Annotated in this window: 23 protein-coding genes and 1 other RNA gene; 16 read left to right on the forward strand and 8 right to left on the reverse strand. The window is 41.9% G+C overall.

Annotated features, from left to right (window positions below; translation table 11 throughout):
* A complete protein-coding gene (gene folB, locus ABDD94_RS12040) occupies positions 1 to 351 on the reverse strand; it encodes a dihydroneopterin aldolase (RefSeq protein WP_345952449.1) in 351 nt (116 codons plus the stop codon).
* A 132-nt stretch (positions 352 to 483) separates the two neighbouring features.
* Here folB and ABDD94_RS12045 point away from each other — a divergent pair, with 132 nt between their 5' ends.
* Positions 484 to 2,604, forward strand: coding sequence for a HAMP domain-containing sensor histidine kinase (locus ABDD94_RS12045; protein WP_345952450.1), 2,121 nt, complete (start codon positions 484 to 486; stop codon positions 2,602 to 2,604).
* A gap of 7 nt (positions 2,605 to 2,611) precedes the next feature.
* On the opposite strand, the gene ABDD94_RS12050 is transcribed toward ABDD94_RS12045, so the two are convergent.
* Positions 2,612 to 3,967 carry a GH1 family beta-glucosidase gene (locus tag ABDD94_RS12050; RefSeq protein WP_345952451.1) on the reverse strand — a complete coding sequence of 452 codons (1,356 nt, stop codon included), beginning with the start codon at positions 3,965 to 3,967 and terminating at the stop codon, positions 2,612 to 2,614.
* Positions 3,968 to 4,197: 230 nt separating this feature from the next.
* Positions 4,198 to 5,385, reverse strand: a complete 1,188-nt coding sequence (gene lysA / locus ABDD94_RS12055) for a diaminopimelate decarboxylase (RefSeq protein WP_345952452.1) — start codon at positions 5,383 to 5,385, stop codon at positions 4,198 to 4,200.
* A gap of 442 nt (positions 5,386 to 5,827) precedes the next feature.
* Here lysA and ABDD94_RS12060 point away from each other — a divergent pair, with 442 nt between their 5' ends.
* The 10 genes from ABDD94_RS12060 to ABDD94_RS12105 all read left to right on the forward strand — a co-directional run bounded on the left by ABDD94_RS12060 (position 5,828) and on the right by ABDD94_RS12105 (position 14,044).
* Positions 5,828 to 6,031, forward strand: a complete 204-nt coding sequence (locus ABDD94_RS12060; protein WP_345951840.1) for a hypothetical protein — start codon at positions 5,828 to 5,830, stop codon at positions 6,029 to 6,031.
* A 221-nt stretch (positions 6,032 to 6,252) separates the two neighbouring features.
* Positions 6,253 to 8,598, forward strand: a complete 2,346-nt coding sequence (locus ABDD94_RS12065) for a TonB-dependent receptor (RefSeq protein WP_345952453.1) — start codon at positions 6,253 to 6,255, stop codon at positions 8,596 to 8,598.
* Between the two features lie 2 nt (positions 8,599 to 8,600).
* Positions 8,601 to 10,058, forward strand: a complete 1,458-nt coding sequence (locus ABDD94_RS12070) for a PepSY domain-containing protein (protein ID WP_345952454.1) — start codon at positions 8,601 to 8,603, stop codon at positions 10,056 to 10,058.
* Between the two features lies 1 nt (position 10,059).
* Entirely contained in the window at positions 10,060 to 10,248 is a 189-nt protein-coding gene (locus tag ABDD94_RS12075) for a heavy metal-binding domain-containing protein (protein WP_345952455.1), read from the forward strand.
* A 12-nt stretch (positions 10,249 to 10,260) separates the two neighbouring features.
* The gene (locus tag ABDD94_RS12080) at positions 10,261 to 10,662 is read left to right on the forward strand and encodes a hypothetical protein (RefSeq protein WP_345952456.1); all 402 of its coding nucleotides are present in this window, start codon (positions 10,261 to 10,263) and stop codon (positions 10,660 to 10,662) included.
* The gene (locus ABDD94_RS12085) at positions 10,659 to 11,312 is read left to right on the forward strand and encodes an SCO family protein (protein ID WP_345952457.1); all 654 of its coding nucleotides are present in this window, start codon (positions 10,659 to 10,661) and stop codon (positions 11,310 to 11,312) included. The genes ABDD94_RS12080 and ABDD94_RS12085 overlap by 4 nt, the downstream gene beginning before the upstream one ends.
* Positions 11,309 to 11,725 (forward strand): cytochrome c, encoded by a 417-nt coding sequence (locus tag ABDD94_RS12090; RefSeq protein ID WP_345952458.1) that lies wholly within the window; start codon positions 11,309 to 11,311, stop codon positions 11,723 to 11,725. The genes ABDD94_RS12085 and ABDD94_RS12090 overlap by 4 nt, the downstream gene beginning before the upstream one ends.
* An 85-nt stretch (positions 11,726 to 11,810) precedes the next feature.
* Positions 11,811 to 12,199: RNase P RNA component class A (rnpB, locus tag ABDD94_RS12095), an RNA gene on the forward strand.
* A 121-nt stretch (positions 12,200 to 12,320) separates the two neighbouring features.
* A complete protein-coding gene (locus tag ABDD94_RS12100) occupies positions 12,321 to 13,700 on the forward strand; it encodes a sigma-54 dependent transcriptional regulator (protein ID WP_345952459.1) in 1,380 nt (459 codons plus the stop codon).
* Positions 13,701 to 13,861: 161 nt separating this feature from the next.
* A complete protein-coding gene (locus ABDD94_RS12105; RefSeq protein WP_345952460.1) occupies positions 13,862 to 14,044 on the forward strand; it encodes a DUF2158 domain-containing protein in 183 nt (60 codons plus the stop codon).
* Positions 14,045 to 14,340: 296 nt separating this feature from the next.
* Here the strand turns inward: ABDD94_RS12105 and ABDD94_RS12110 are convergent, their stop codons facing one another.
* The gene (locus tag ABDD94_RS12110) at positions 14,341 to 14,559 is read right to left on the reverse strand and encodes a hypothetical protein (RefSeq protein WP_345952461.1); all 219 of its coding nucleotides are present in this window, start codon (positions 14,557 to 14,559) and stop codon (positions 14,341 to 14,343) included.
* Between the two features lie 117 nt (positions 14,560 to 14,676).
* On the opposite strand from ABDD94_RS12110, the gene ABDD94_RS12115 reads away from it, so the two are divergent.
* Entirely contained in the window at positions 14,677 to 15,354 is a 678-nt protein-coding gene (locus ABDD94_RS12115) for an SOS response-associated peptidase (protein WP_345952462.1), read from the forward strand.
* 170 nt (positions 15,355 to 15,524) lie between these two features.
* On the opposite strand, the gene ABDD94_RS12120 is transcribed toward ABDD94_RS12115, so the two are convergent.
* Positions 15,525 to 16,412, reverse strand: a complete 888-nt coding sequence (locus ABDD94_RS12120) for a fructosamine kinase family protein (RefSeq protein WP_345952463.1) — start codon at positions 16,410 to 16,412, stop codon at positions 15,525 to 15,527.
* Positions 16,413 to 16,484: 72 nt separating this feature from the next.
* Between ABDD94_RS12120 and lepA the strand changes: the two genes are divergently transcribed.
* Together lepA and ABDD94_RS12130 are read left to right on the forward strand one after the other, a co-directional pair.
* Positions 16,485 to 18,272 carry a translation elongation factor 4 gene (gene lepA / locus ABDD94_RS12125; protein ID WP_345952464.1) on the forward strand — a complete coding sequence of 596 codons (1,788 nt, stop codon included), beginning with the start codon at positions 16,485 to 16,487 and terminating at the stop codon, positions 18,270 to 18,272.
* 73 nt (positions 18,273 to 18,345) lie between these two features.
* Entirely contained in the window at positions 18,346 to 19,239 is an 894-nt protein-coding gene (locus tag ABDD94_RS12130; RefSeq protein ID WP_345952465.1) for a tetrahydrofolate dehydrogenase/cyclohydrolase catalytic domain-containing protein, read from the forward strand.
* 107 nt (positions 19,240 to 19,346) lie between these two features.
* Here ABDD94_RS12130 and ABDD94_RS12135 read toward each other — a convergent pair whose 3' ends face one another.
* Entirely contained in the window at positions 19,347 to 19,685 is a 339-nt protein-coding gene (locus tag ABDD94_RS12135; RefSeq protein ID WP_345952466.1) for a Rieske (2Fe-2S) protein, read from the reverse strand.
* Positions 19,686 to 19,693: 8 nt separating this feature from the next.
* Positions 19,694 to 20,449, reverse strand: a complete 756-nt coding sequence (locus tag ABDD94_RS12140; RefSeq protein ID WP_345951825.1) for a hypothetical protein — start codon at positions 20,447 to 20,449, stop codon at positions 19,694 to 19,696.
* Positions 20,450 to 20,548: 99 nt separating this feature from the next.
* Between ABDD94_RS12140 and ABDD94_RS12145 the strand changes: the two genes are divergently transcribed.
* Positions 20,549 to 21,172, forward strand: a complete 624-nt coding sequence (locus tag ABDD94_RS12145) for a 7-carboxy-7-deazaguanine synthase QueE (protein ID WP_345951824.1) — start codon at positions 20,549 to 20,551, stop codon at positions 21,170 to 21,172.
* A 57-nt stretch (positions 21,173 to 21,229) separates the two neighbouring features.
* A complete protein-coding gene (locus tag ABDD94_RS12150) occupies positions 21,230 to 23,104 on the forward strand; it encodes an OmpA family protein (RefSeq protein ID WP_345952467.1) in 1,875 nt (624 codons plus the stop codon).
* A gap of 1 nt (position 23,105) precedes the next feature.
* On the opposite strand, the gene ABDD94_RS12155 is transcribed toward ABDD94_RS12150, so the two are convergent.
* Positions 23,106 to 25,499: a hypothetical protein gene (locus ABDD94_RS12155; RefSeq protein WP_345952468.1), complete on the reverse strand. Its 2,394-nt coding sequence runs from the start codon at positions 25,497 to 25,499 to the stop codon at positions 23,106 to 23,108.
* Positions 25,500 to 25,515 lie beyond the last annotated feature (16 nt).

The following is a 25,515-nucleotide window of genomic DNA, read 5'->3' on the forward strand; positions in this document are numbered from 1 at the left end:
TCAGACAGATATTGTAACGCTTGAAGAACCAACGCTGCCCTTTAAGGGGGGATTGCGTTTTTTTACCTGCACATCCAGTTTTTGTATATATGGAAATTGCTGCATTATATCATCGGCTATGCCTTGAGCTACACTTTCAAGCAGCTGCCTTGTCAATTTCATTTGGCGTGTTGTTATTTCGTATAACTGCTCATAATTGAGCGTTTTCACAAGCTCATCTTCTATATTTTGAGCCACGGGATGAAAACTGGCTTCAATGTTTACAACAAAATAATTCCCTAAGATTTGTTCTTCTTTATAATATCCGTGCCGGGCAAAAAACTCGGCTTCGTGCAATCCAACTTTTATCATGAGGTGGTTAACTTGGTAAACAAAGGTATCTCAAATTATTTCAGGCTACCATTTAAATAAAATAATATTAAAAAATTCTAATTACTTATAGATGAATAAGTTTATTATTGTAATAAACCCAGCTGATCACTAATGCAACTATTATGGTATCGTATACACACTCCTTGTAATAAGATATTCTGGTATTGGGTGTGTGCTATAGCCTTAATTGGGGGCGTTTCAGGTTGCAAGCAACGCCATTCATCAGCAAAGCAAGCTTCTTTTTCTGTAGTAATCGATTCTGCAAATAAGCTTTACGATTCGGGGAAACAAGCACGAGCGGTATTTTACCTCGATTCTGCCATAATTGATCTTTCCAGTTTATCTGTCAATCAGCGGGCCGACTTCTTGACAATTCATTACAACTATTATCTACATATTAAAGGAGACAATAACAAGGCTTTGCGTTATGCCGACGAGTTATTAAAGCTATCGCAAATTACTACCGACCAGGAGAACAAGCTTGCGCTGTATGGCAAGGCTCGCTTTTTTAGAGGTGATGTTTTGTTCAGACAGAATAAATATAATGAGGCTTACTTAAATTATTTTCAAGGCAAGCTGGCAGCCAACAAAAGCAGCAAACTACACAACTGTATGCTAAGCGATTACAGCTACCATATGGGTATGATACTCTATAAGCAGGAACGGTACCGGCTCGCAGCGCAATCTTTCCGGACGAGTTTTAATGAAACCATGACTTGCGACCTGACCTTTCGTTCATTTTATCGCCGGCAGGAATTACTTAATAATGTTGGCATTAGTTTCAACAAGATTGACGAGCCTGACAGCGCATTGTTTTACTTTGACAAAGCCTTAATTTTCTTAAATAATGTGCCAAAAAAATATGCTGTTGCCAACAAATTGTTGCAGGCTGCACGCGGCGTTATATATGGCAATCAGGCATCCGTTTACATCAACACTAATCACCTTAATAAGGCAAAGGCTTTACTTAAAAAAAGCATTTCTATTAACAGCCAAGAAGGATTTGATAATAACGACGCACTTTTATCGCAGCTGAAGCTGGTTAAATTATACGAAAAGCAGAATCAGATAGATTCTATGTTTCTAGTGCTAAAATTGGTTCAAACTAACTTGCTCGCCGCGCATAACGATGAAGCAGTTACCGACTGGAATAGTTTAATGGCTTCTTATTACGAGCATAAAGGCCAGTATGCTAATTCGGTTAAGTATTATAAACAATTTAATGCATCACAGGCAGCCGTTTTTAAAAAAACGTTTACGCTAAAAGCAACAGACGTTACCGAGGAGTTGAAACGTTTTGAAGGTGCCTATGAAGTGAATGAGCTAAAAAGGACCAACGAGCTAAAGAGTATCTACTTAATTGTTGCTCTTGTGGTTTTTGTTATGGCTATCACTATATTGATGCTTCTTTACGCAAATTGGAAAAAGTCTAAAAGATTGCTTAGTACAATGAGCGAGCTTAATCTGCAAATTAACGCCAAGAACGAAGATTTACAAAAAGCACTAGCAGGGCTTGAATTGAGCAACCAGGAAAAAGACCGCATATTACGCACCGTTGTGCATGACCTGCGCAATCCCATAGGTGGTATTGCCTCACTTACCACCTCGGTTATTGAAGACGACAACTGCTCTGCCGAACAACGAGGTTATTTACGTTTGGTTAAAGATACTGCCTATAATAGCCTTGAACTCATTAACGAGATACTTGAAGCAACTAATAACAGTAACGGGGCGTTAGAAAAACAGTGGGTAGATATTAACGATCTGCTTTATAACAGCGTTGAATTATTAAAATTTAAAGCAGCCGAAAAAAATCAGCAAATTTTATTGGAGGCACTTGATGAATCTGAAGAAATACTCATTAGCCGGGAAAAAATATGGAGGGTTGTTAGTAACCTTATAGTCAACGCTATAAAGTTTAGTCCGGTAGGAAGTAAAATTAAAGTTAAGGTTATTAAGATTGAAGATGATATCGAGATTTTAGTGAATGATCATGGTATTGGTATTCCGGATGACATGAAAAACGTTGTCTTTCATATGTTTACGGAAGCCAAACGGCCAGGCACCCTTGGCGAAAAATCATTCGGCTTGGGCTTGTCCATCTGCCGGCAAATTGTAGAATTACACAACGGCGAAATTTGGTTTGACAGCAATGCGCAGGACGGCACCACGTTTTACGTTAAATTGAAGCAGGTAGCCCGGACAGCGACGCCAGTTGCTGCGCAAAGCTAAATTGCACTTACTTGAGGAAATTCCTATACCAATATCCAGAATTTTTTATGGTGCGTTGTTGGGTTTCGAAATCAATATGCACCAAACCAAATCTCGGGCGGTAGCCCTCAGCCCACTCAAAATTATCTGTGAGTGTCCATATAAAGTAACCATCTACTGGGCATCCCTCCTGTTTTGCTCTCAGTAACTGTTGTAAATTATCTTGTATATATTGGATACGCAAAATATCGTTTAAACGTGTATCCTGTAAGGTGTCTTTGAATGCCGCACCATTTTCGGTAATAAGTATGCGTTTAATTTGCGGATAAGCGCTAAACTTTTTTAAAATCTCATACATGGCCTGTGGGTAAACCTCCCACCCCATTTCCGTTAAAGGCACATTGCGTGTTTTAGCTTCAACCAATTTAGCGCTGATGTACGGAGTAAAGAACGAATGCTTAACCACCTCACGCGTATAGTTTTGCAAACCTATAAAGTCGAAATCAAATGCTAAAGCGTCTTCGTCGCCTGGCTTAAAATACTTTTCTAGCTTTTGCAGTACCGGCAAATCTGCAATCGGGTACCCTAAGCCAAGAAGTGGCTCTATATATAGCCGGTTTATTAATACGTCGGCGCGCTTTGCTGCTGCCACGTCATTAGCTTTAGCACTATAAGGTTCAATGTGAGAACAGGAAAATGTATTACCGATTACCACATCAGGAAGCAAGCTGCGTAATTTACGCGCACCAGCTGCTATACTTAAAGTAACATGGTGTACCGCCGGTAAAAAGTTTTTTAAGCCCGTACGGCCTGGTGCATGTAAGCCTAAAAAGTAACCGGCACCTGTAAATACCGCCGGCTCGTTCATCACCATCCAATGTTTAACCCGGTCGCCAAAGTGCTTGGCACACAGCTCCACAAAGCCCGAAAACCATTCTATACTTTCCCTGTTGGTCCAGCCTCCCCTATTTTCAAGGGTTTGTGGTAAGTCCCAGTGGTAAAGAGTAAGCCATGGTTCTACCCCTTGTTGTAAGCAATAATCAATAACCTTATTATAAAAGTTTATACCGTCTTGGTTAACAATGCCTGTTCCATCAGGCAAAATACGCGACCAGGCTATAGAGAAGCGAAAATTAGGTATATTAAGCTGTTTGATCAGGTCTATGTCCTGCTCATAACGGTTATAAAAATCACAGGCAACAAAGGCATTCTGATTTCCGTGAACTTTACCTTTTTTTTGCGTAAAGGTGTCCCATATAGATGGCCCTTTTCCGTTAGCATTCCATGCGCCCTCTGTTTGAAACGCAGCGGTAGAAACTCCCCAATGAAAATTGGGACCGAATAAATGCTTATTGAAAGAATTGGTAGTATGATGAATATCCATTTACATAACCCGAACTATATCAGGGTCAAATTGTTCATAATAAATGGATATTGACAGTAAATCGTTTATCCACTAATGAATAAAGGATGATTTGAAGCTGCGCAACACCATCCATTCTTTTACGCTTACCAGTAGCGATTTAATTAATTGTAATGCTTTCATAAGTGTCCCGGTTTCGAATTAATACGAAGTTACGGGCCAAGCATTAACGCTAAGTTAAGCGCGGGTTATTATTGTTGTACATCCAGCAGCTCAGTCTGAGTAGAATATACACTTTGCACCCGGTCGCGCAAGTTGTACGACGAAGCCATAACCTCACCGTAAGCGCCCGCCGTTCTAACAGCGATTAAATCACCCCTTTTAGATTCGGGCAAAGCAACATCTGTTCTGAAACTGTCAGTACTTTCACAAATCGGACCAACCACATCATAATTAACTGTTGCTGCTTCGGTTCCATGCAATCGCGTTAAATTCTCGATGTGGTGATAAGCCTGGTAAAGCATGGGCCGTATCAACTCAGTCATACCTGCATCCAGCACCAAAAAATTCTTTTTCTGACCATTTTTTACATAAAGTACCCGGGATACCAACGATGCCGATTGTGCCACCAATGCGCGGCCCAGTTCAAAATGCACTTCCTGTCCCGGCTTCACTTTTAAGTGATCGCGATATATTTTGAAAAAGCTGTTAAAGTCGCCAATTGGGTTATTATCGGGCTGATAGTAATCTACCCCTAAACCACCGCCTACATTTAACACTTTAACCGGCATGTTCTGCTGCTCAAACCAATTGCTTAACTCATTTACCCTACCGCAAAGATTTTTGAAAACATCAAGATTTGTTATTTGCGAGCCAACATGAAAATGTATGCCTGTGAAATCTAAATTATCGCAGCTTTTCAAGGTAGTTATCACATCGTCAAGTTGCCAGGTATTAATGCCAAATTTGTTCTCTTCTAAGCCGGTGGTAATAAAATGATGGGTATGTGCATCCACATTAGGATTTATCCGAATAGCTACACGGGCAACTTTGCCTTTAACTGCCGCCAGTTCATTAATGATTTCCAATTCCTGAACAGACTCGACATTAAAGCAAAATATTTCAGCATCCAGCGCCGCGTTGATTTCACGGTCGGACTTGCCTACACCCGCGAATACCACTTTGTTTTTATCAAAACCCTGCGCTATGGCTTCCTTAACTTCGTTGCCGCTCACACAATCGGCACCCATGCCCGCTGCCTGTATAATTTGCAGCACTTTAGGATTAAAGTTGGCTTTCAGTGCATAATGCACGTGGTAATTGTGTGGCTGTGCAGCTGCGATACAAGCAGCTACTGTTTGCTGAAGCAAATCAAGATCGTAGTAATAAAAAGGGGTTTCCAGTTGATTGAAATGGGCTATGCTGGTTTTAGAGAACATACTGCTTTATTGTCTTAATTAGAGGCCATAAAAGTAAGGTTTATCTATGTGTTTTTTGTTTAGCTTATAATTTAATTTGGAGGTATGAATCGTGAATTCTAAGCCTTTGGTTGACTCACCTGCCCTTCAACACTGAAAAACTACTTTTTACCTAACTTACATACGATAAGAAAATTCAGTTCGAATTAGTGCAACCAATTATATTCGATAGTGACCTTACATAAAAACAATAAACATTAAAGCGTTGTAATAGGAAAGTGTTAATTTTGTGCCAATGTTTAAACGGTTTTTAGCCTTACTTTTAATTTGCATAATAATCACCGCTAACTTTACGCGGCTCTTTATTTACGCAGGCTTTGAAGTAAATCAAAAATACATTGCCGAAAAGCTTTGTGAAAATCGTGCTAAACCCTGGCTTAACTGTAACGGCCGCTGTTATCTGATGAAAAAGATTAAACAGGCCGAAGAAAAAGAACGTAGTGCCGAGCACCAAACACAAAAAAGCCTTTACCAGGACGTGTATTTCGCTTCTGGCTTTTCATTTAAATTTTATGCTCAATTACTGCGTCTCATCCCCGGCAATTACCAGGTGATGTCAACACAACAGGTAAGCCAATCTATCCTTCGCCCTCCGCAAGTGGCTTAATTATTTTAAGATTTTATTGACTACAAATTTGGTTCTGCTTTGAGGCTAATAAGCATGTTATAAAGTTGCTTAATAGTTAACGTAGTAGCATCCCAATCTTAAACCGGAATGGCAACAACTAAGCTATACATTACGGTATATGCTCTATCGTCAAAAAATCGCATAACACATTGTAAAATAATTTAGTAACAACCTAAAGGCACTTTGCCTAATTATTCTTTATGCGGAAAATTATATTATACCTTTTACTATATATACCCTTATGTCTATCGGCTCAAACTGGTACGCATGGAAATGTAGTTGATGCCATAACACATGAACCATTGTCTGGCGTAACAGTAAGTAGTGCAGACAGTAGCTCTAAAAGCAATATCAGCACAATCACCAATCGTTTTGGCGAATTTAACATTGCTCTTTCTTCGAGGCTGCGTTTTACCTATATGGGTTACACCACCCAAATTATGAAAATAAACCCGGGTGATGCCAAGATCAGTGTGAGCTTATCACCTTCGGCTGTCGATTTGCAGCCGGTCATAATTTCGGCCAGCCGTGAAGGACAAGCACGTGAAAACGCCCCTATTGCGATTAGCAAGATTAACACGGTGCAAATTCAGGACACAAAAGCTACTGCCTTATACCAGCTTTTGAACAAGGTTGCCGGCGTATACATGGTTAATCTCGGTAATGAGCAGCACACCATGGCCATCAGGCAACCTATCACCTATAACGCCTTGTATCTTTATATGGAAGATGGCCTGCCTATACGGCCTACAGGCATTTTTAACCACAATGCTTTGTACGAGATAAATATGAACAGTGTAAAGGATATTGAGGTAATCAAAGGTCCAGCATCATCATTATATGGTAGCAACTCAATTGGCGGAGCAGTAAATTTTATTACGCAAAATCCACCAACCGGTTATGCCGGACGCTTACAATTACAGGGCGATAACTATCATTACAGGCGCGTTGATGCCGACGGTGGCTTTACCAGCGGAAAGTTTGGTTTATATGTTGGCGGCTATATTGCCCACCAAGCCGATAGCTGGCAGGATTATTCAGACTTTGACAAGTACTCGGCCAGCTTAAAAACCACCTATGATTTTACTTCGGCAACCCATCTTACTGTATCAGGATCATACAACTACCTGAACACCCAAACGCCCGGCAGCCTGGATAGCCTCAGATTTTATAACCGTAGTTATAGCAGCAACCAGCAATTTACTTATCGTAGGGTTAAAGCTTTAAGAGCCAATGCGAGGTTAGATCATGCCTGGAGCAGCAAAGCACAAACATTTGTAACGCTATATTTCCGCAATAATTCGACTGCACAGTTGCCCAGCTACTTTATTTCTGATGTGCGCAGTAGTACCGGCCAGTATGTAAGCTCGAATGGGCAGGTTAACGACCAACGTTTCAATAGCTACGGGTTACTTGCACAGCACCGTTTAAATTTCAACTTTTTAAACTCCAGATTAATTGCCGGTGTGTATCTCGATAATAGTCCAAGCTCGTTTTATGCACAAGCGTTAAGTATACAAAAAGACGTGGCTAATAATTTTTATACAGGGTACAGTAACACTGGTACTTATATCGATGATTACCGCATTAAATTATTCAATACGGCAGCTTACGCCCAGTACGAGATTAAACCGGCTGAGCCGCTACGCATTGTGATGGGGCTACGTTATGACCGAGTGAATTATAACTTTAAAAATGGATTACCGCCCAGTAATACCAAATACAAACAGCAGCAAACCAATAACTTTGACGTTTTAGCGCCTAAACTTGGTTTAACATACAATTTAGGTAACCATAAAGGCTTATACGCCAACTATAGTTTAGGCTTTCAACCTCCCGAAACAGGCGACTTATTCAGCTCGCGGCAGCAAGTGCCTTTAAAACAGGCTACCTTTAATAATTATGAGGTAGGCGGCTGGTTCACCATGCTAAATAATAAGCTATATGCGGAAGTGAGTTTGTATGACCTGGAAGGCAAAAATGAGATTATTAGCCAGCTGCTTCCGGATAATACCACACAAAATCAAAATGCAGGAGCTACACAGCATCGCGGTATTGAGTATACACTTACCTACCTGCCTGTACAACAACTTGCCCTTCGCTTTAGCGGAACTAATGCCTACCACACTTACAAAGACTATAGCGAGGTAAGCACAAACTTTGGCACAGGGCAAACCCAGGTCACCGTTTACAATGGTAAGCGCATGAGCAATGCCCCCAGTTGGATTGCAAACGCCGAGCTTACTTATAAACCGGCATTTTTGCATGGTTTTCGAGCAGCAACTGAATGGCAGCACATAAATCAATATTATACAAATCCGGCTAATAGCAAGCGTTATAATGGCTATAACGTTGCTAACCTGCGTTTGGGATATGACTTTAAGCAACAAGTCTTGAAAGGTGCCGGCATCTGGTTCAATGCCCTGAACATAACCAATGAACTTTATGCTACCTCGGTAACCAGCAACCAGTATGGCGACACATATTATGCTGCTCCTCCGCGTACGTACACGTTAGGCATTAGCTATTCATTTTCAAAATATTAATTATGGAAGTTCAGTTACAACCCAAAACAGCCAAGCGGAAGTTTTATAAATGGCACCGCGTTATTGGTTTGATAAGCCTGGTGCCCATAATATTTTGGACTGTTAGTGGCCTTTCCCACCCTTTCATGTCAAACTGGTTTAGGCCTTTTATTCCGCAGGAAGTATTTAAGCCACTCAGCCAGCAACAAATGGCCCCAAAGCTTTCCTTACAGCAAATTATGGATAAAAACCAGGCGGTCGAGATCAGGAACTTTAGTTTGGTACACTTTGCAAAAGGCACCTACTATCAATTGCTAAAACGCGATAGTTCTTACAGTTATTATTCTGCTACCGATGGCAGCATTTTGCCTAACGGCGATCAACAATACGCCATTTACCTTGCCCGGTATTTTACGCAAGACTCAGTTTCTGCTATTAAAAGTACCGTGTTGCAAAAAAGCTATGACGACAATTATGCACCTATTAATCGCCTCTTACCGGTTTGGAAAATCTCTTTAAAAAGAGCCGATGGAATGGACGTTTATATAGAAACCAGCCAAAGCCGCCTGGGAACGTTCAACAACAACACCCGTAAAACATTTTTATGGATTTTTAAACAGTTTCACAACTGGCAATTTTTGGGAGATTTAGCAGGAGAAACATTCCGCATTGTTGTACTGCTAATTATTGTCTCGTTCATGCTGTTGTCCTTACTTTCGGGCATAATTGTATACGGACTTTTTTGGAACCGCTTTAAACAGATCAGACTAAAACAAGAAGCAAACGGACGGCACAATAATCGCTTTGTACACCGCTTCCACCGTCAGCTAGGTTTAATCGTGTCGTTTGTAATGCTTTGCTTCGTAATAAGCGGAGGGTTTCATTTATGGGTTAAATTACAAAACCAGGGTGCCGCACAAAAACCCTTTGAGCAACTAATCAATCGGTCTGACTTAGGAGCCAGCAATCTGAATTTGGTTATAGCTGATAGTTTAATTAAGCGCATAAGTATAATAAAATTCAATGGGCTTGCGTATTATCAGGTACTCAATAACAAAAAAGAGTATTTGTATATAAATGCAGTAAACGGTAGTATTCTTGATGGTGGAGACAATAAATTTGCACAGTATTTGGCCGGTTACTTTGGCAACAAATCCCATCAGTATCACAAATTGCTGCTAAACACCGAACCTGTTAAGCAATTTACAGAGGAATACGGCTTTATTAACAAACGCTTGCCGGTTGTTAAAGTAAGTTACCCGCACAATGAAGACTGGTATATCGAAACCTCTTCTGCAAAGCTAGCTACAAAAGTTGCCGGTATTGACCGTACCGAAGGTTTCTCATTCATCTTTTTACACAAATACTTTGGTATGACTTGGGCTGGCAAAAACATTCGAGACATAGTTAGCATGTTGGCTGCAGCCGGTGTGTTAGTTGTATCTTTGTTTGGTTTTGCAGCTTTTTTAAAAAACAAATAACATGAAAAAATTAAGCATTCTTTGCCTGATGATTACTTTAGCTGCGTGCAATCAATCATCACAAACCAAAACCATAGCGCCGAATAACGAAGACAAAACTGTTTATACCTGCACTATGCACCCAGATGTAAAGGCAGATAAGCCAGGCATTTGCCCACAATGTGGAATGGACTTAGTTGAAAAGAATTAAAAGAACCTCATTATGAAATTATATATCTTATTGGCATCAATAACACTATTAGCAACTGCATGCACCGACACTAAAAAGCAGGAAAAGGAAGCGCTAAGCAAAGTAATCGAAATACATGACAAAGCCATGGCTCATGATGAGCAGGCTGTAAGGAATAAGATGCTGTTGGATAGCTTGATTAAAAACAACGCAGACGAAGCCGCCAAAGTTACGCCTGTGGTTAACAGTCTTAGTATCGCAGATAAGGCAATGGAAGACTGGATGCATCAGTTTAATGCCGATAATACAGGCAAATCTCACGAGGAAGTTATGCAATACCTGGACGACCAAAAAAAGAAAGTTAGCAAGATAAATAACCAGCTAGCTACAGCCGTTAACCAATCAAACCAACTTATAAGTACTTTAAAAAAATGAAATTGATTAACTTAACTTTTATCACTGCTTTGATTTGGAGTTCGTGTACACAAAATAAAAGCAATACTATACTACCCATATACGGTAACCGCGAGCCTATAACCAAAACGGTGAACAGAAAAACGGTAACTGATACCGTTTACCAAACCATACCCGATTTTAAGTTTGTGAACCAATATGGCAAAGAAATAACACGCAAATCTTTAGACGGCAGTATTTATGTAGCCGATTTCTTTTTTACAAGTTGCCCATCTATTTGCCCGGTTATGCACCGCAACATGCTCAATGTTTACAATGAATTTAAAACTTCGGGCAATGTTAAAATTATATCGCATAGCATCGATCCCAAACATGATAGCGTGCCTGTATTAAAAAGCTATGCCGAAAAACTAGGCATCACCGGTAACAATTGGTGGTTTTTGCAAGGAGATAAAGAAGCTACATACAAATTGGCCGGAAACTATTTAACCGCAGTACAAGAAGACAAGAATGCCCCGGGTGGCTTTGTACATGCGGGGTATTTTATATTAGTTGATAAGCAAAAACGCATTCGTGGTACTTATGACGGCACAAATGCCGACGAGGTGCAAAAGCTAATCGGCGATATTAAAACACTTCAAAATGAGACTTCAAACAGTATAGCACAATGAAACTGAAAGTTATCTTTGTTCTTTTAGGCGCAATCATCGTATTGGCATACTCTTGCCAAAGCGAGCAAAAACTAGAATTTATGCGCTACTATACATCAGGTCAACAACTGTACAAAACGCGTTGTCAGAATTGCCATGGTCCGCAAGGCGAAGGTTTGGCCGCTCTCATACCGCCGCTCACCGATTCGCTGTTCCTGAAAAACAACCGCAGCAAATTAGCATGTTATGTCAAAAACGGTTTAAAACTACCCATACTTGTCAATAGTAAAGCTTACAACGGGCAAATGCCGCCTGCTGACCTTACCCCGGTCGAAATTGCTCAGGTACTTACTTATGTACAAAATTCATTTGGAAATAATCAGGGGCTCCATTCAATTGAACAAGTAAATAAAGACTTAAACAATTGTAATTGAGATTGATAACCACAATTATCTAACCGGGCCAGATCACTTTCTGCATGATTGTTAACGCAGGCCATACGAAAAGCAGTATCTTTGCACTGCAAAACGTTCTATCGCTGCCTGATTTAGTTTGGGCGGAGGAAAGTCCGGGCAACATAGAGCATCCTGCTTCTTAACGGGAAGGCGCTTCGCAGCGGGCGACAGCCAGTGCCACAGAAAATATACCGCCTGGCTTAGGTTAGGTAAGGGTGAAAACGTGAGGTAAGAGCTCACGGCAGGCATAGGTAACTATGTTTGCGGTAAACCTCAGGAGTTGAAAGACCAAATAGGTCCTGGTTTATGGAGGTTGCTCGCTTCCGGATGTTGCGTAAGCAGTATCGCCAGGATGGGTAGGTTGATAGAGCCGGTCAGCGATGACAGGTCCAGATTAATGATAGAAACTGCCGCAAGGCAGCACAAAACCCGGCTTACAGTTTTGCTGCTGTATTTAACCCCTCTTGTACAACCAGGAGGGGTTAATTATTTCCCGAACATTACAAAAAGTGTTTGTTTTACTATACAAATAGCTATATTAGCAGCCGAAAAAACATACTACTTCCTGAAAAACATGGCTAAAATTTTAATTATTGATGACGAGCGCGCAATACGCAACACCTTGCGCGAAATTTTAGAATACGAAGACTACCATGTTGAAGATGTGGACAACGGCGTTGACGGACTTCAGCTAATACAAAAGAACGATTATGATTTAGTGCTGTGCGATATCAAAATGAATCGCATGGACGGTATGGAGGTCCTTACTGAGGGTATGGCCATTAAGCCTGACCTGCCTTTTATCATGATATCCGGCCACGGTACTGTTGAAACTGCAGTAGAAGCCAGTAAAAAAGGCGCTTTCGATTTTATTTCTAAACCGCCAGATCTTAACCGCCTTTTAATTACCGTACGTAACGCGCTCGACCGCGGAAGCTTGGTTACCGAAGCCAAGGTATTAAAACGTAAGGTGTCTAAAGTTCGTCCTATACTGGGCGAATCGCAGTCTATTTTAAAAATCAAAGAAACTATAGATCGTGTTGGCCCTACTGAGGCCCGTGTATTGGTAACCGGTGCCAATGGTAGCGGTAAGGAACTGGTGGCCCGCTGGTTGCACGAGAAATCGAACCGCAGCAATGGCCCTATCATTGAGGTGAACTGCGCCGCGATACCTTCGGAACTAATTGAGAGTGAGTTATTTGGGCACGAGAAAGGTTCATTTACTTCTGCTGTAAAGCAGCGTATTGGTAAGTTTGAACAAGCCAATGGTGGCACTTTGTTTTTGGATGAGATTGGTGATATGAGCCACTCTGCTCAGGCTAAAGTTCTGCGTGCTTTACAGGAAAGCCGTATTACACGCGTGGGTGGCGAAAAGGAAATTGAGGTGGATGTACGTGTAGTAGCGGCAACCAACAAGGACCTGCTTAAAGAAATTGAAGATGGTAACTTCCGTATGGACTTGTACCACCGCCTAAGCGTTATTTTGATACACGTACCGCCGCTTATTGAGCGCCGCGATGATATACCTTTGCTAGCAACCAGCTTTTTAGAAGAGATTTGCAATGAATACGGTATGCCCACCAAACGCATTAGTGATGCTGGCTTAGAGGCGCTTAGAGCCTTGCCATGGACGGGTAACATTCGTGAGTTGCGTAACATGATTGAGCGCTTGATTATTTTAAGCGACAAGGTGATTACCGATAGCGATGTTAAGGCGTTTGCCAATCCATCGGCACCAGTTAGTGTAACGGCAGGTGCGGCCGCTGCGCCACAAACCGACTTTGAGCAGTTTAAGAATTTTCAGGAGTATAAGGATTACGCTGAGCGCGAGTATATCAAATTTAAGTTGGAAAAGAACAACTGGAACGTTTCCAAAACAGCTGACGATATAGACATTCAGCGAAGTCATTTATATAGCAAAATTGAAAAATTTGGTTTAAAAAGGGGCGAGTGATCTCCCCTTTTTTCATGACACTAAAATCTGGTGAGTACCTAAAATCAAGCAATTTTTAGCTGTTCAGTATATTTACCCACCTATCGACGTTTTAGAACAAAAATTGTAGTCACTCAATCAGTTTGCATACAAAGTTGTTTATATGAGTAAACAACCTTTATATGCATAATACAGATATTAAAATTGGCGACGTTGTAAAATTAAAATCAGGCAGCCTGGAAATGACTGTTAGTGATATAGACGAAAACATGGTGAGCGTTATTTATTGGGTTCCGACAGTTAACGAGTTTAAAACCTACAACTTTTTATCGGAACTCTTAATGAAGACTAATCTTACTGCATAACGCTTTAACATTAGCTTGCACTAGCTGTTCGTAACTGCCGGGCATACTTCCATCTGTGGCTGAAATCAGCTTTATTACAGGCGTGTTTGCAGCCATAATTAGTATATGCTACGTGTTTCAAATAATCAATGAGGTTATCTGCCATCAGGCGCAGATGTGTGGCATAAATTAAATATAGTAGCCGAGCTGGGGAGCTTGCCTTACTAACCTTATTTAAGCTTTATCGCTTACCAGGCGTTTGAGCAAGTATTGCGGGTTGTTGTAAGTGGTGCCACTAAATTCGCGATAGTATACGTTTACGATTTCCCAACCAAGGGTGGCCAGGTAATTAAGCCCATCAACCAGGTGGCTGTACTTTTGCACCTGCTGTGTTTTTGGTTAATGGCTTCGTTGTAAGTGGCAAGTGTGGCGCTATCCTCACCTAAGTCCAGTTCAAACTCTATCTTACTGCTAAATAACTTGGTGTTCACTTTAAGTATGCAGTATTGGTATAAGGCGTAGTTGCTGGTATTCATGTGCGTTTTAAATTAATATCTGGCAACCAAGATACATCATTTATTCAAAAAGATTAGAAGTGCTTAGTTACCTCATTATTGTGTATAAAGCCTTTTTAGCGTAATTTAGCGTTCATTATGTGCGGCAGGATAAATTTTGGAAGTAGCACGGAAACAGCCAAACGGCTGGGTGTTAAAGATGGCGAACCGGCCCGGTCTGGTGACCTGAACGCCTTTGCATGTAAAGGGACCTACATATTTGGCTTGGTTGATAAGGCACCTGACACGTTGCGTCATTTCCATTGGCCGCTGGTGCCGGCATGGTGCAACGCTTATCCTGAGTATCATACCCATAACGCCCGGAGCGAAGACATGGGCCAGAAGCCAGCCTTCAAACACCTTTTGGGTAAGCGCCATTGCATTATAGCCATTGATGGCTTTTACGAATGGGAACGTACCGGCACAAAAACACCTTACTATTTCAGCATGGCCGATGGCAGCCTGATGCTGCTGGCCGGATTGTGGGATTATAACACCCGGCTTGATACTCCCCTGCTCAGCTGCACAGTTATAACCCGCGAGCCCAATCAAATGGTGGGCGAAGTGCACAACCGTATGCCCGTAATACTTACCCGCGCTGAGGCTGATGTATGGCTTAATACCCAACTCTCTTACCCAGAGCGCGCCGAAGTACTGAAACCAATTGAAAATAGCGCTTTACTCAAAGTAGAGATCAGCAAAAGCATCAACAAGGCCGACAACAAATCGGGCGACTGGTTCAAAGGGCCAGATGTGAAACCGTTGAGCCTATTTTGAAAGTTAGCTGCCTATCGTCAGCATTCGGTTGAATCTTAAGCGTAAAATGGCTTTGTACGTAATTCCCACTCCTTTGAAGAGCAAGGCATTAGATGTAATTGTTATTAATTCGCTTTTTAGAAACAGACGAACCAGTTCCTGTAATAATCTTCTAAAGCAATAACTTATGATTATACATACTTCTGCAGACAGCTTTTAACCTGTCCCAAATACCCGCCACCAAACAAGTTCAAATGTAATAGCAGTGGATAAAGGTTCCACAGATCCAACCGTTGCTGCCAGGCATGCGCTAAAGGAAAGCCTTCGTTATAAGCGTCGTAAAATGGCTTGTCAAAACCACCAAATAATGTAGTCATGGCTATATCAAACTCACGATTGCCATAACTTACAGCCGGATCGATCAAAAACGGCATCCCATTGTTAGCAATAAGGTAGTTACCGCCCCACAAATCGCCATGTATAAGAGCAGGAGCTTCTTCCTCAAACAGACTACTCATGATATTATAAAGCCGATCAAACTGTTTTACATCCACATTGCTAAGCAATTGTTTATTTACAGCTGTCTGCACCATTGGCTGTAACCGCTCGTTGATGAAAAACTCTGCCCAGGTATTATGCATACGGTTGCTTTGCTGCAGCGATCCCATGTAATTGTCATGGCCTAAGCCAAACCGGGCGGCCGTATGCCGGTGCATGGCTGCGAGCTGCTGACCTAAAAGTGCCGACGTGCTTGCAGATGGCTTTGTGCTATCAATCCATTCCATTAGCAAAAAGCTGTGGTCTGCGTAATGGGCCTGTAAAACAACGTTAGGTACAGCTATTGTGTGCGTATTGCGGATGAGGTCAAGTCCCCGGCTTTCGAGCTCAAACATGTTAGGGTAAGCGCTATTGCTGTTCAACTTCATCATAAGCATGTTACCATCATGCATGCGCAAGCAATAGGCTCTGTTTATATCGCCTCCACTAACCGGTTGCATTGATAAAATAGTTACATGATGACCATAAGTTTTTGTCAAACAGCTTTCTATGCAATCAATTAATTGAACGTTCGGTTCCATTATTTTCAAATTAGTTAAATCGGTTAACGCATACAAATTTATCGCCTTAAAAAGCTATTTTTGCGTTTTGAAATGAAGCACATCCGTAACTTTTGTATCATAGCCCATATCGACCACGGTAAAAGCACCCTGGCCGACCGCTTGCTCGAATACACCAAAACCATTACTGCTCGCGAAGCCCAGGCTCAATTGCTTGACGACATGGATCTGGAACGCGAACGCGGCATAACCATCAAAAGCCACGCCATACAGATGGACTATGTGCTGGATGGGCAGCCGTATGTTCTTAACTTGATTGATACGCCGGGCCACGTCGATTTTTCATACGAGGTATCACGCTCAATTGCTGCCTGTGAGGGTGCTTTGCTCATCGTTGATGCATCACAAGGCATACAGGCACAAACCATATCTAATCTTTACCTGGCTTTAGAGAATGATCTGGAAATTATTCCGGTACTTAACAAAATGGACCTGCCCGGTGCTATGCCCGAGGAAGTCAAAGACCAGATTGTTGACCTGATAGGATGCAAGCGGGAAGAAATCTTAGCTGCATCTGGTAAAACAGGTATGGGTATCGAAGATATTTTGCGTGCCATTATTGAGCGCGTTCCCGCCCCTGTTGGTGACCCCGACGCACCACTGCAAGCGTTGATCTTCGACTCGGTGTTTAACTCTTTCCGGGGTATTATAGCTTATTATAAAGTTGTAAACGGCGAAATACGTAAGAACACTAAGGTGAAGTTTATGGCTACTGGTAAAGAATATATTGCCGACGAAGTAGGTACTTTAAAACTTAACCAGGTTCCTAAGGATGTTATCAAAACCGGCGACGTAGGTTACATTATTTCAGGTATTAAAGAGGCAAAAGAGGTTAAAGTTGGCGATACGATCACTTTAATTGAGCGCCCGGCAGTTACTGGTATTCAAGGGTTTGAAGAAGTTAAACCTATGGTATTTGCTGGCATTTACCCGGTTGATACAGAAGATTATGAAGAACTTCGCGACTCAATGGGTAAGCTGCAGCTGAATGATGCATCATTAGTATTTGAGCCGGAATCATCTGCTGCGTTAGGTTTTGGTTTCCGTTGTGGTTTCCTGGGTATGCTCCACATGGAGATCATCCAGGAACGTTTAGAGCGCGAGTTCGACATGACGGTTATTACTACCGTACCTAACGTATCTTACATTGCTTACACTACCAAAGGCGAACCACTTACGGTAAATAACCCCTCTGACCTTCCCGACCCAAGCAAGCTGGATTTTGTTGAGGAACCTTACATTAAAGCCAACATTATTACCAAGGCCGAGTTTGTTGGGCCAGTAATGTCATTGTGTATTCAAAAGCGTGGTACTATTGTAAACCAGTCATATTTAACATCAGACCGGGTTGAACTCATATTTGAGATGCCAATGGGCGAGATTGTGTTCGACTTTTATGATAAGCTGAAAACTATATCCAAAGGTTATGCTTCGTTTGATTACACGCAAATAGGCTACCGCCAAAGCGACCTGGTACGTTTGGACATCCGTTTAAACGGCGAACCGGTTGACGCCCTATCGTCATTAATTCACCGCAGTAACTCTTACGATTTTGGTAAAAAGATCTGTGAGAAACTGAAAGAGCTTATTCCGCGCCAGCAATTCGAAATCATTGTACAAGCCTCTATCGGCGCTAAGATTATTGCTCGTGAAACAGTAAAAGCTTTACGTAAAGACGTAACAGCCAAGTGTTATGGTGGCGACATATCACGTAAACGTAAGCTGTTAGAGAAACAGAAAAAAGGTAAAAAGCGCATGCGCCAGGTAGGTAACGTAGAGATACCACAATCGGCGTTTATGGCGGTATTGAAATTAGACTAAATGACAATGTGATAAAGGACAAAAGATGCGACAATGTCTTTCGTCCTTTGTCTTTTTAATCCTATGTCCTCACATGCAACTACTCGACGGAAAATACGTATCTGAAAAATTAAAGGTTGAAATTGCAGAACAAGCATCAGAATATTTGCAGCGCACGGGCCGCAAACCGCACTTAGTTGCTGTTTTGGTTGGTCACGATGGTGGAAGCGAAACTTATGTAGCCAGCAAAATGCGAAACTGCGAAAAGGTGGGTTTCAAATCAACCTTGGTACGATATGAGAACGATGTTACCGAGAAAGAACTTTTAGCTAAAGTTGCTGAGCTAAACCGTGATGCCGATATTGACGGCATTATTGTGCAGCTCCCTCTACCCAAGCACATTGACCCGGAGAAGGTTACCGAACATATAGATCACCGTAAAGATGTGGATGGATTTCACCCTGTAAATTTGGGCCGTATGCAGCGTAACTTGCCATCTTTTATACCGGCTACCCCTTACGGCATTACCATGATGCTTAAGGAATATGGTATTGAAACGGCCGGCAAGCATTGTGTGGTAGTTGGGCGAAGTAATATTGTAGGCTCACCTATGAGTATTTTAATGGCGCGCAACGCCCAGCCTGGTAATTGTACGGTTACAATATGCCACAGTCGTACACCCGACATTAAGAAGTTTACACTTGACGCCGACATATTGATTGTTGCTATTGGCAAGAAAAACTTCATCACCGCTGATATGGTTAAAGACGGCGTGGTAATTATAGACGTGGGCATGAACCGCGAAACCTCTACCCTAACCAAGTCGGGTTACAAACTTTATGGTGATGTGGATTTTGAAAGCGTTGCACCTAAAGCGGCATGGATTACACCGGTGCCTGGTGGTGTGGGTTTAATGACAATTATTGGGTTGCTCAAAAACACGCTGGCTTCAGCTAACCGCGATGTCTACCCCGAACTTGCTACATAGTAGCATTTCATTTTGCCGGTTGCTGATAGAATACCCCTATAGTGTTTCCACAAAGAATAATGTCCCGTTAGCTCCATTGCGAGTCGGCGTTTGCTTTTGCAGAAAGCTTATTTAAAAATACGCTTTACACCCTCCAGCCAGCTCTTTACTTCTATATATACTCCGTCGGGTTCATTCCTTACCGGATACACGGTTACATAATCATTTTGGCCAGGCGCGCCTCTACCTGTTTGTAAATCGTAAGAATAGCGGTGGTAAGGACAAACAAGCTTTTCATCCTGGCACCAACCGCCGCTTAAATCCGCACCGGCATGGGGGCACCAGGCTGATAGTGCATAAACGTTTTTCTCATGAACTATTAAGCATATAGTTTTGCCGCCTGCCTGCACTTTCTTTATCACCGATGCAGACAGGTTAAGGCCGTCGGCCACTTTATACCATGCCATTTAAGCTGTTAAAAATCTATTCTCAAGTTCATAAGGGACGGATTCTTGACCAGCTCATCCATGCTGGTTTGTAGTGTAACCTGCTTACGATCGGCCGATACTATTGCCTTCTTGTTATCTATTTTCTTAACCGGTTTGGCAAAGTTCAATACCACCTTGTAGGGCGTTTCGATGAGCATAGCCTTTGCCATAGCAAAGGTTGACTGCGTCTTTTTTAAAAACACTTTAAATTTAGCCATATCAATAACGCGACAAAATTTATGTGGCGTAACCTGGTAAGCATAAATATCCTGGCCAGCTATGAGTTGCTGGGCATTAAACATATTCATGTTAGGCCTTTTAGCGTTCTCTTGATCGTACTTAGCTAATTTAGATAAACGCTGCAGATAATACTCCAGTTCTTGCGGACTATTTGCCTGATGCCTAATGCTCACCTTCATCATGCTTCGCTTTAAATTCATATTTATGGCCAAGTTGCTGCTTTGCGCAAGCTTCATTTCCTCAGCGCTCATTTTGGTTTGGGTGCTATCTGGTAAGGCGCTGTACAAGTTCATTACCGTATCTTTCACCATGGCAAATTGCGGTGTAGATGCAAGCGAGTCTGACAGTAAGTTGTGCAGAACTGCAACTGCCTGGCTCATGTCAAAATCATACAGCACCTCGCATGTGCCGTTGGCCTTAAAGTTATAACGCTCAACAATATCCACACATGATGTTATGGAGCAGGCAAAACAAACTATAATAAAAATGTAAAGTTTTTTCATACCAGTCATTTGTAAGTAATTATACAAATAATAACTTGTAGTTAGAAGTTTTAAAAATGTTTATGCTGCCGGGCTTTATGTATATTTGCAGATTAATTTATGGCACACGTAATACCAGAAGATGGCACACAGCTTCCGTTGATGGAAGAATTTTATACGATACAGGGCGAAGGTTACAATTCGGGTAAGGCCGCCTACTTTATAAGGCTTGGCGGTTGTGATGTAGGCTGCCATTGGTGCGATGTAAAAGAAAGCTGGGATGCTGAATTACATGCCCTCACTCCTTCTGATCTCATTGTAGAAAACGCATTAAGATATCCCGCCAAAAATGTTGTAGTTACCGGTGGAGAGCCATTAATATATAACCTCGATTATCTTACCGATAAGTTGCATCAGCATAACGTTAAAACATTTATTGAAACGTCTGGCGCATACCCCCTTTCGGGCCATTGGGATTGGATTTGCCTTTCGCCTAAAAAGTTTAAAGCGCCCATGCCTGATGTTACCGCATTTGCGCATGAGTTAAAAGTTATTGTTTTTAACAAGTCGGATTTTGCCTGGGCCGAAGAACACGCCAGCAAGGTGTCGCCCGAATGCAAGTTATTTTTACAGCCCGAGTGGTCAAAAAGCAAAGAAATGATGCCGCTTATTGTGGAGTATGTAATGAACAATCCTAAATGGGAAGTTTCTTTACAGACCCATAAGTTTATGAATATACCGTAACATTTTTGCCTTAAAATACGTATAGTATCTGTTATGCGATGTGTAGCTTTATGTTTTTTGCTTCTTTTTACTATCAAAACTCATGGTCAGGTTAAAAAGCTGAGTACCAATAATAGCGCCGCTATAACGTATTACCAAAAAGCAAGCGCCTTTTTAGACCGTCAGGACTATACAAATGCAGGCCTGAATTTACAAAGCGCACTCCAGGCCGATAATAATTTTATCGAAGCGCATGCTCAACTGGCCGATTTGCTTAAAATGCAAATTAAGTATAAAGAAGCTGTAGAGCACTACCGGGCAGTACTGACGCTTAACCCCGAGTTTAGTCGTGGCATCTATCTAAAACTGGGCGAATCGGAAATTAATTTGGCTGAATATGTACAAGCTCAAGCACATCTCGAGAAATACATCACCTACCCCACATTAACGCCCGAGAATCGTTTTTATGCCCGCAAGCTCATTGACGATTGTACTTTTAGTATAGATGCACTACAGCACCCGGTTCCTTTCAAGCCGGTGAATCTGGGGCCACAAATAAATTCCGTAAACGACGAATATCTGCCCGTATCAACAGCAGACGAAAGCACCCTTATTTTTACCCGTAAAATAGCATCCAACGAAGATTTTTATAAAAGCAGCCGCCAAAACGGCCAGTGGACAGCAGCCTCTTATTTAAGTAAATTCATCAACACCGTTGAGTTTAATGAGGGGGCACAATCATTATCGCAAGATGGCAAGTTCCTGTTCTTTACGGGCTGCAACCGTCCTGATGGCTTAGGTCGGTGTGATATTTATGTAGCACAAAAAAAGGGGGAAGACTGGAGCAAACCTTTCAATCTAAGTTCGCCAATCAACAGTTCAGGATGGGAATCGCAGCCATCCATAAGCGCTGATGGCAAAACCTTGTTCTTTGTAAGTAACCGTAAAGGTGGGTATGGAGGTTACGACATCTGGAAATGTCAGATAACTGATAAGGGATGGTCGGCACCTGAAAACCTGGGGCCAAACATTAATACACCATATGATGAGCAATCTCCGTTTATTCATCCTGATGATAGCACGCTTTATTTTTGCTCAAACGGGTGGCCTGGAATGGGCAATAAAGATTTGTTTATAAGCCGCCTTAACAAGGCAGGTAAGTGGGAGAAGCCCGAAAATATGGGCTATCCTATTAATTCGAGCGGTGACGAAAATGGCATGAGCATTAGTACTACCGGCGGTTATGCGTACTTTGCTTCAAACACGTTAAATGGCTATGGAGGCTTTGATATTTACATGTTTGAGCTGCCGGAAAAAACAAGGCCACATAACGTAACCTACGTTAAAGGATCTGTTGTGGATGCAACTACTAAAAAACCTATCGAAGCAGAAGTTGAAATTGTTGATTTAACAACCAACCGGCCGGTTTATCAGAATTACAGTTCGCCAACAAACGGCGATTTTTTGGTAACGCTGGTAACAGGTCGCAATTACGGGCTTACAATTACTAAAAACGGCTACCTTTTTTCGTCTGAGAATTTTGCGCTTACTGGAAAAGACACTAATAAACCCTTTAACATTGAGGTACCTCTTAATACCATTGAAGTTGGCAAATCGGCTATTCTGAAGAATATTTTTTTCGACACTAATCGATATGACCTGAAGCCCGAGTCGCAGTCTGCATTGCAATACCTGCTCAATTTCATGACTGTTAATCCTACTGTTAGTATTGAGATATCGGGGCACACAGACAATATGGGTAACGATAAATTAAACCAAACATTGTCTGAAAGCAGGGCGAAATCCGTTTATCAATATCTTGTCAACCATGGCGCCAATGCCGGCAAGCTTCAGTTTAAAGGTTATGGCAAGCAGCAGCCGGTAGTGCCAAACACTACTGAAGACAATCGTGCTAAGAACCGCAGAACGGAATTCAAAATAATAGCAAAATAAATCAGGGCTTTTTAACATTGATAAAGCTCTCACCATAAACCACTCCGTCACCGGCAATGCCCTGTATAACTATCCTAAACTTTCCTGTGATGTCGCTGGTATAGAAACTCATTTCGGTTTCCTTTTCGTTATTTATTTTGACTAAATGCCTCCAAAATATCGTGGAGTTGTACTCTGGTTCGGTAGGGTTGGCTACCGCATAATCTGACCCGTAAAATTGCTTGGCCAGGTATATGCCATGGATGGTGTTGGTTTGACCGTTGCTTTCAGCTGAGCAACCGTTATATACAGTACGCATTCCATTAAACGTATATACTGCACCTATTACCGGCAATGTATGTTGTGCGTTAACATGGTTTGGGCAATTAAGAATTTTGAACGCGCACACATAGTCGCCACATTTATTTGTAGCACCAAAAAAGGAGTTGTCTCTTTTGGCTACTACTGTAACTTCCTTTAATTGTATAGCACGTTCCAATCCTTTTATTGCAAAAGATTCGCTATTGAGTGTTGAAACCGAAGGCTCATAGCTTTGCATTTTTAAAGAATGGGCCAGGGTCTTATTAACAGAAAGATATGGATCCGCTATATGAACGTAGTAGTTGTCTTTTGTTTGTGTTATAAACCTTACTTTTTTGTCCTGCATGGTTAAAAGTTGTTCAAAACTTAAATCAAAGTGTCCAATATCATTCGTACTGAATATGATCGATGATGAATCGCGGGCCAGCACAACTGTTGCCGCCTTTTTTAATGGCTTATCATATTTCGTCAGTTTGCCTGATAATACTAATGAACCCTGCATGGATGCAGTATCGGTTACTTTAACGTTAAGCATATCCTGCCAGGTGTATTTGCGCCAGCCTTTTATCAAGAGGACGTTTTCAAGGTAAGCTTTGTCTTGAGGGTTTCTACCCATATATTTTTCCTTTAGCGGCAAGGTGCCTATACCACTTTTAAGGTAAAAATAACTCTCAATGTCCTGTACTTTTTTAAGCTCGATACGGTTATCCTGTACGCAGGCTACAGACACGAAGCCTTGCAAAGGCGCAATCATTTTCGCATCTAAACGCACCTTGAGGTTAACTTTTTCGCGTGTACTGAAGGTGATCTTGTTAGTCTGAAAAATTAAAGGGTTAGGTTGATCGAAGTGAGAAAAAAATACACGCTCAGCCATCGGGTGGCCGGCACTGTCAGTTACAGTTACTTCGGCCAAGCCTCTGGGCATCTCATTTAATGGCACCTTAACTCTTAGCGGATGTAATATATCAACCTTAACAGGAGTACAAGAGTACAAGTGCGTAAAATTGTGAACATTTATAAAATATCTTCCCCGTTCTGAACTACGAACCTGCACCTCGAGCGTATCGTTTGCCAGCGGGTTTCTAGCGGTTAGTGATATGCCCGATGAAAGTGCTTTCGGTAGTTGGTATAACGTGTCCCTTTGCCTAATCCCCTTTAATTTTAAGGTGTAAACATGTTCCGAACGTGCATATAGTAAAAACCTGCCCATTCCGTATGAGTCAGTGTACAGCGTATCGAGTGCGTTACCATTTTCATAAAGTACACCTGTAACTTTTAGCGGCTGTCCATCTGGCGTGGTAGCTTCCCAACCAACTTTTGAGGGCACATTATTAATCAGGTGCCCACTTTCCGGATAAAATTTAACCTGCGCCATTTCGTTTTTATCGGGCAGTGATAGATACATATATTGGCTGGCTTTCTTGTCTTGTATCAGCACTTTCAACATGCTTTTTCCTGGGGGCATGTTAATCAAGTATTGCCCGGCTCGGTCCGTTTTTGCTTTTCCGCTAATGATACTCGTGTCCTTGCCAGCAAGCTTGTATTTAACGGTAGCATCAGCAACCGGCATGTAGTCGGCACCGGTAACACTTAGCACTACCTGACGCGGCTTGTTGAGCCTGTTAACCAGAGTGTCTTTAAGAAACAATATGGCCTTAAACGGTGGAACAGCACCTGATTTGATGGTAACGGGTTGATGAAATACCGCTTCCGGGTTATGGTTAATTAGACGGTTGGTATACACTGTAAATGTGTAATTGCCCGGTGCAATGCTATCTGGAAGCAGCACGTTACCAAAACCTACACCATTTGCCATTACAAACTTTTCATGCAAAACAATGGCCCGGTCCATATCGCTAACCAAGCTAACCGACAACGTGTGATGATCGGCGTAAGTATTGCAATTGAGCAAATAAGCCGTGAACCAAACATTTTCGTTATTGGTGTAAACTGTTTTGTCGAAATGTGCAAACAACAATGTGGCTGGGCGCAATTGTTGATACCGCTTCATCTTTTGCTGCAGGGTGTCAGCCAACGGAGGCAGCACTTGTGCGGTGGTTTCTTGATTCACCAGGCATAAAAGCAGAGTAGTCATAATTAGTTGTATGACT

Source organism: Mucilaginibacter sp. PAMB04168 (assembly GCF_039634365.2).
Lineage (GTDB): Bacteria > Bacteroidota > Bacteroidia > Sphingobacteriales > Sphingobacteriaceae > Mucilaginibacter.

What these genes read in the sequence shown, in the direction of transcription:
- folB (WP_345952449.1), bottom strand. Translation starts at nt 351, where the DNA reads ATGATAAAAGTTGGATTGCACGAAGCCGAGTTTTTTGCCCGGCACGGA.
- ABDD94_RS12045 (WP_345952450.1), top strand. Translation starts at nt 484, where the DNA reads ATGCAACTATTATGGTATCGTATACACACTCCTTGTAATAAGATATTC.
- ABDD94_RS12050 (WP_345952451.1), bottom strand. Translation starts at nt 3,967, where the DNA reads ATGGATATTCATCATACTACCAATTCTTTCAATAAGCATTTATTCGGT.
- lysA (WP_345952452.1), bottom strand. Translation starts at nt 5,385, where the DNA reads ATGTTCTCTAAAACCAGCATAGCCCATTTCAATCAACTGGAAACCCCT.
- ABDD94_RS12060 (WP_345951840.1), top strand. Translation starts at nt 5,828, where the DNA reads ATGAAAAAGATTAAACAGGCCGAAGAAAAAGAACGTAGTGCCGAGCAC.
- ABDD94_RS12065 (WP_345952453.1), top strand. Translation starts at nt 6,253, where the DNA reads ATGCGGAAAATTATATTATACCTTTTACTATATATACCCTTATGTCTA.
- ABDD94_RS12070 (WP_345952454.1), top strand. Translation starts at nt 8,601, where the DNA reads ATGGAAGTTCAGTTACAACCCAAAACAGCCAAGCGGAAGTTTTATAAA.
- ABDD94_RS12075 (WP_345952455.1), top strand. Translation starts at nt 10,060, where the DNA reads ATGAAAAAATTAAGCATTCTTTGCCTGATGATTACTTTAGCTGCGTGC.
- ABDD94_RS12080 (WP_345952456.1), top strand. Translation starts at nt 10,261, where the DNA reads ATGAAATTATATATCTTATTGGCATCAATAACACTATTAGCAACTGCA.
- ABDD94_RS12085 (WP_345952457.1), top strand. Translation starts at nt 10,659, where the DNA reads ATGAAATTGATTAACTTAACTTTTATCACTGCTTTGATTTGGAGTTCG.
- ABDD94_RS12090 (WP_345952458.1), top strand. Translation starts at nt 11,309, where the DNA reads ATGAAACTGAAAGTTATCTTTGTTCTTTTAGGCGCAATCATCGTATTG.
- ABDD94_RS12100 (WP_345952459.1), top strand. Translation starts at nt 12,321, where the DNA reads ATGGCTAAAATTTTAATTATTGATGACGAGCGCGCAATACGCAACACC.
- ABDD94_RS12105 (WP_345952460.1), top strand. Translation starts at nt 13,862, where the DNA reads ATGCATAATACAGATATTAAAATTGGCGACGTTGTAAAATTAAAATCA.
- ABDD94_RS12110 (WP_345952461.1), bottom strand. Translation starts at nt 14,559, where the DNA reads ATGAATACCAGCAACTACGCCTTATACCAATACTGCATACTTAAAGTG.
- ABDD94_RS12115 (WP_345952462.1), top strand. Translation starts at nt 14,677, where the DNA reads ATGTGCGGCAGGATAAATTTTGGAAGTAGCACGGAAACAGCCAAACGG.
- ABDD94_RS12120 (WP_345952463.1), bottom strand. Translation starts at nt 16,412, where the DNA reads ATGGAACCGAACGTTCAATTAATTGATTGCATAGAAAGCTGTTTGACA.
- lepA (WP_345952464.1), top strand. Translation starts at nt 16,485, where the DNA reads ATGAAGCACATCCGTAACTTTTGTATCATAGCCCATATCGACCACGGT.
- ABDD94_RS12130 (WP_345952465.1), top strand. Translation starts at nt 18,346, where the DNA reads ATGCAACTACTCGACGGAAAATACGTATCTGAAAAATTAAAGGTTGAA.
- ABDD94_RS12135 (WP_345952466.1), bottom strand. Translation starts at nt 19,685, where the DNA reads ATGGCATGGTATAAAGTGGCCGACGGCCTTAACCTGTCTGCATCGGTG.
- ABDD94_RS12140 (WP_345951825.1), bottom strand. Translation starts at nt 20,449, where the DNA reads ATGAAAAAACTTTACATTTTTATTATAGTTTGTTTTGCCTGCTCCATA.
- ABDD94_RS12145 (WP_345951824.1), top strand. Translation starts at nt 20,549, where the DNA reads ATGGCACACGTAATACCAGAAGATGGCACACAGCTTCCGTTGATGGAA.
- ABDD94_RS12155 (WP_345952468.1), bottom strand. Translation starts at nt 25,499, where the DNA reads ATGACTACTCTGCTTTTATGCCTGGTGAATCAAGAAACCACCGCACAA.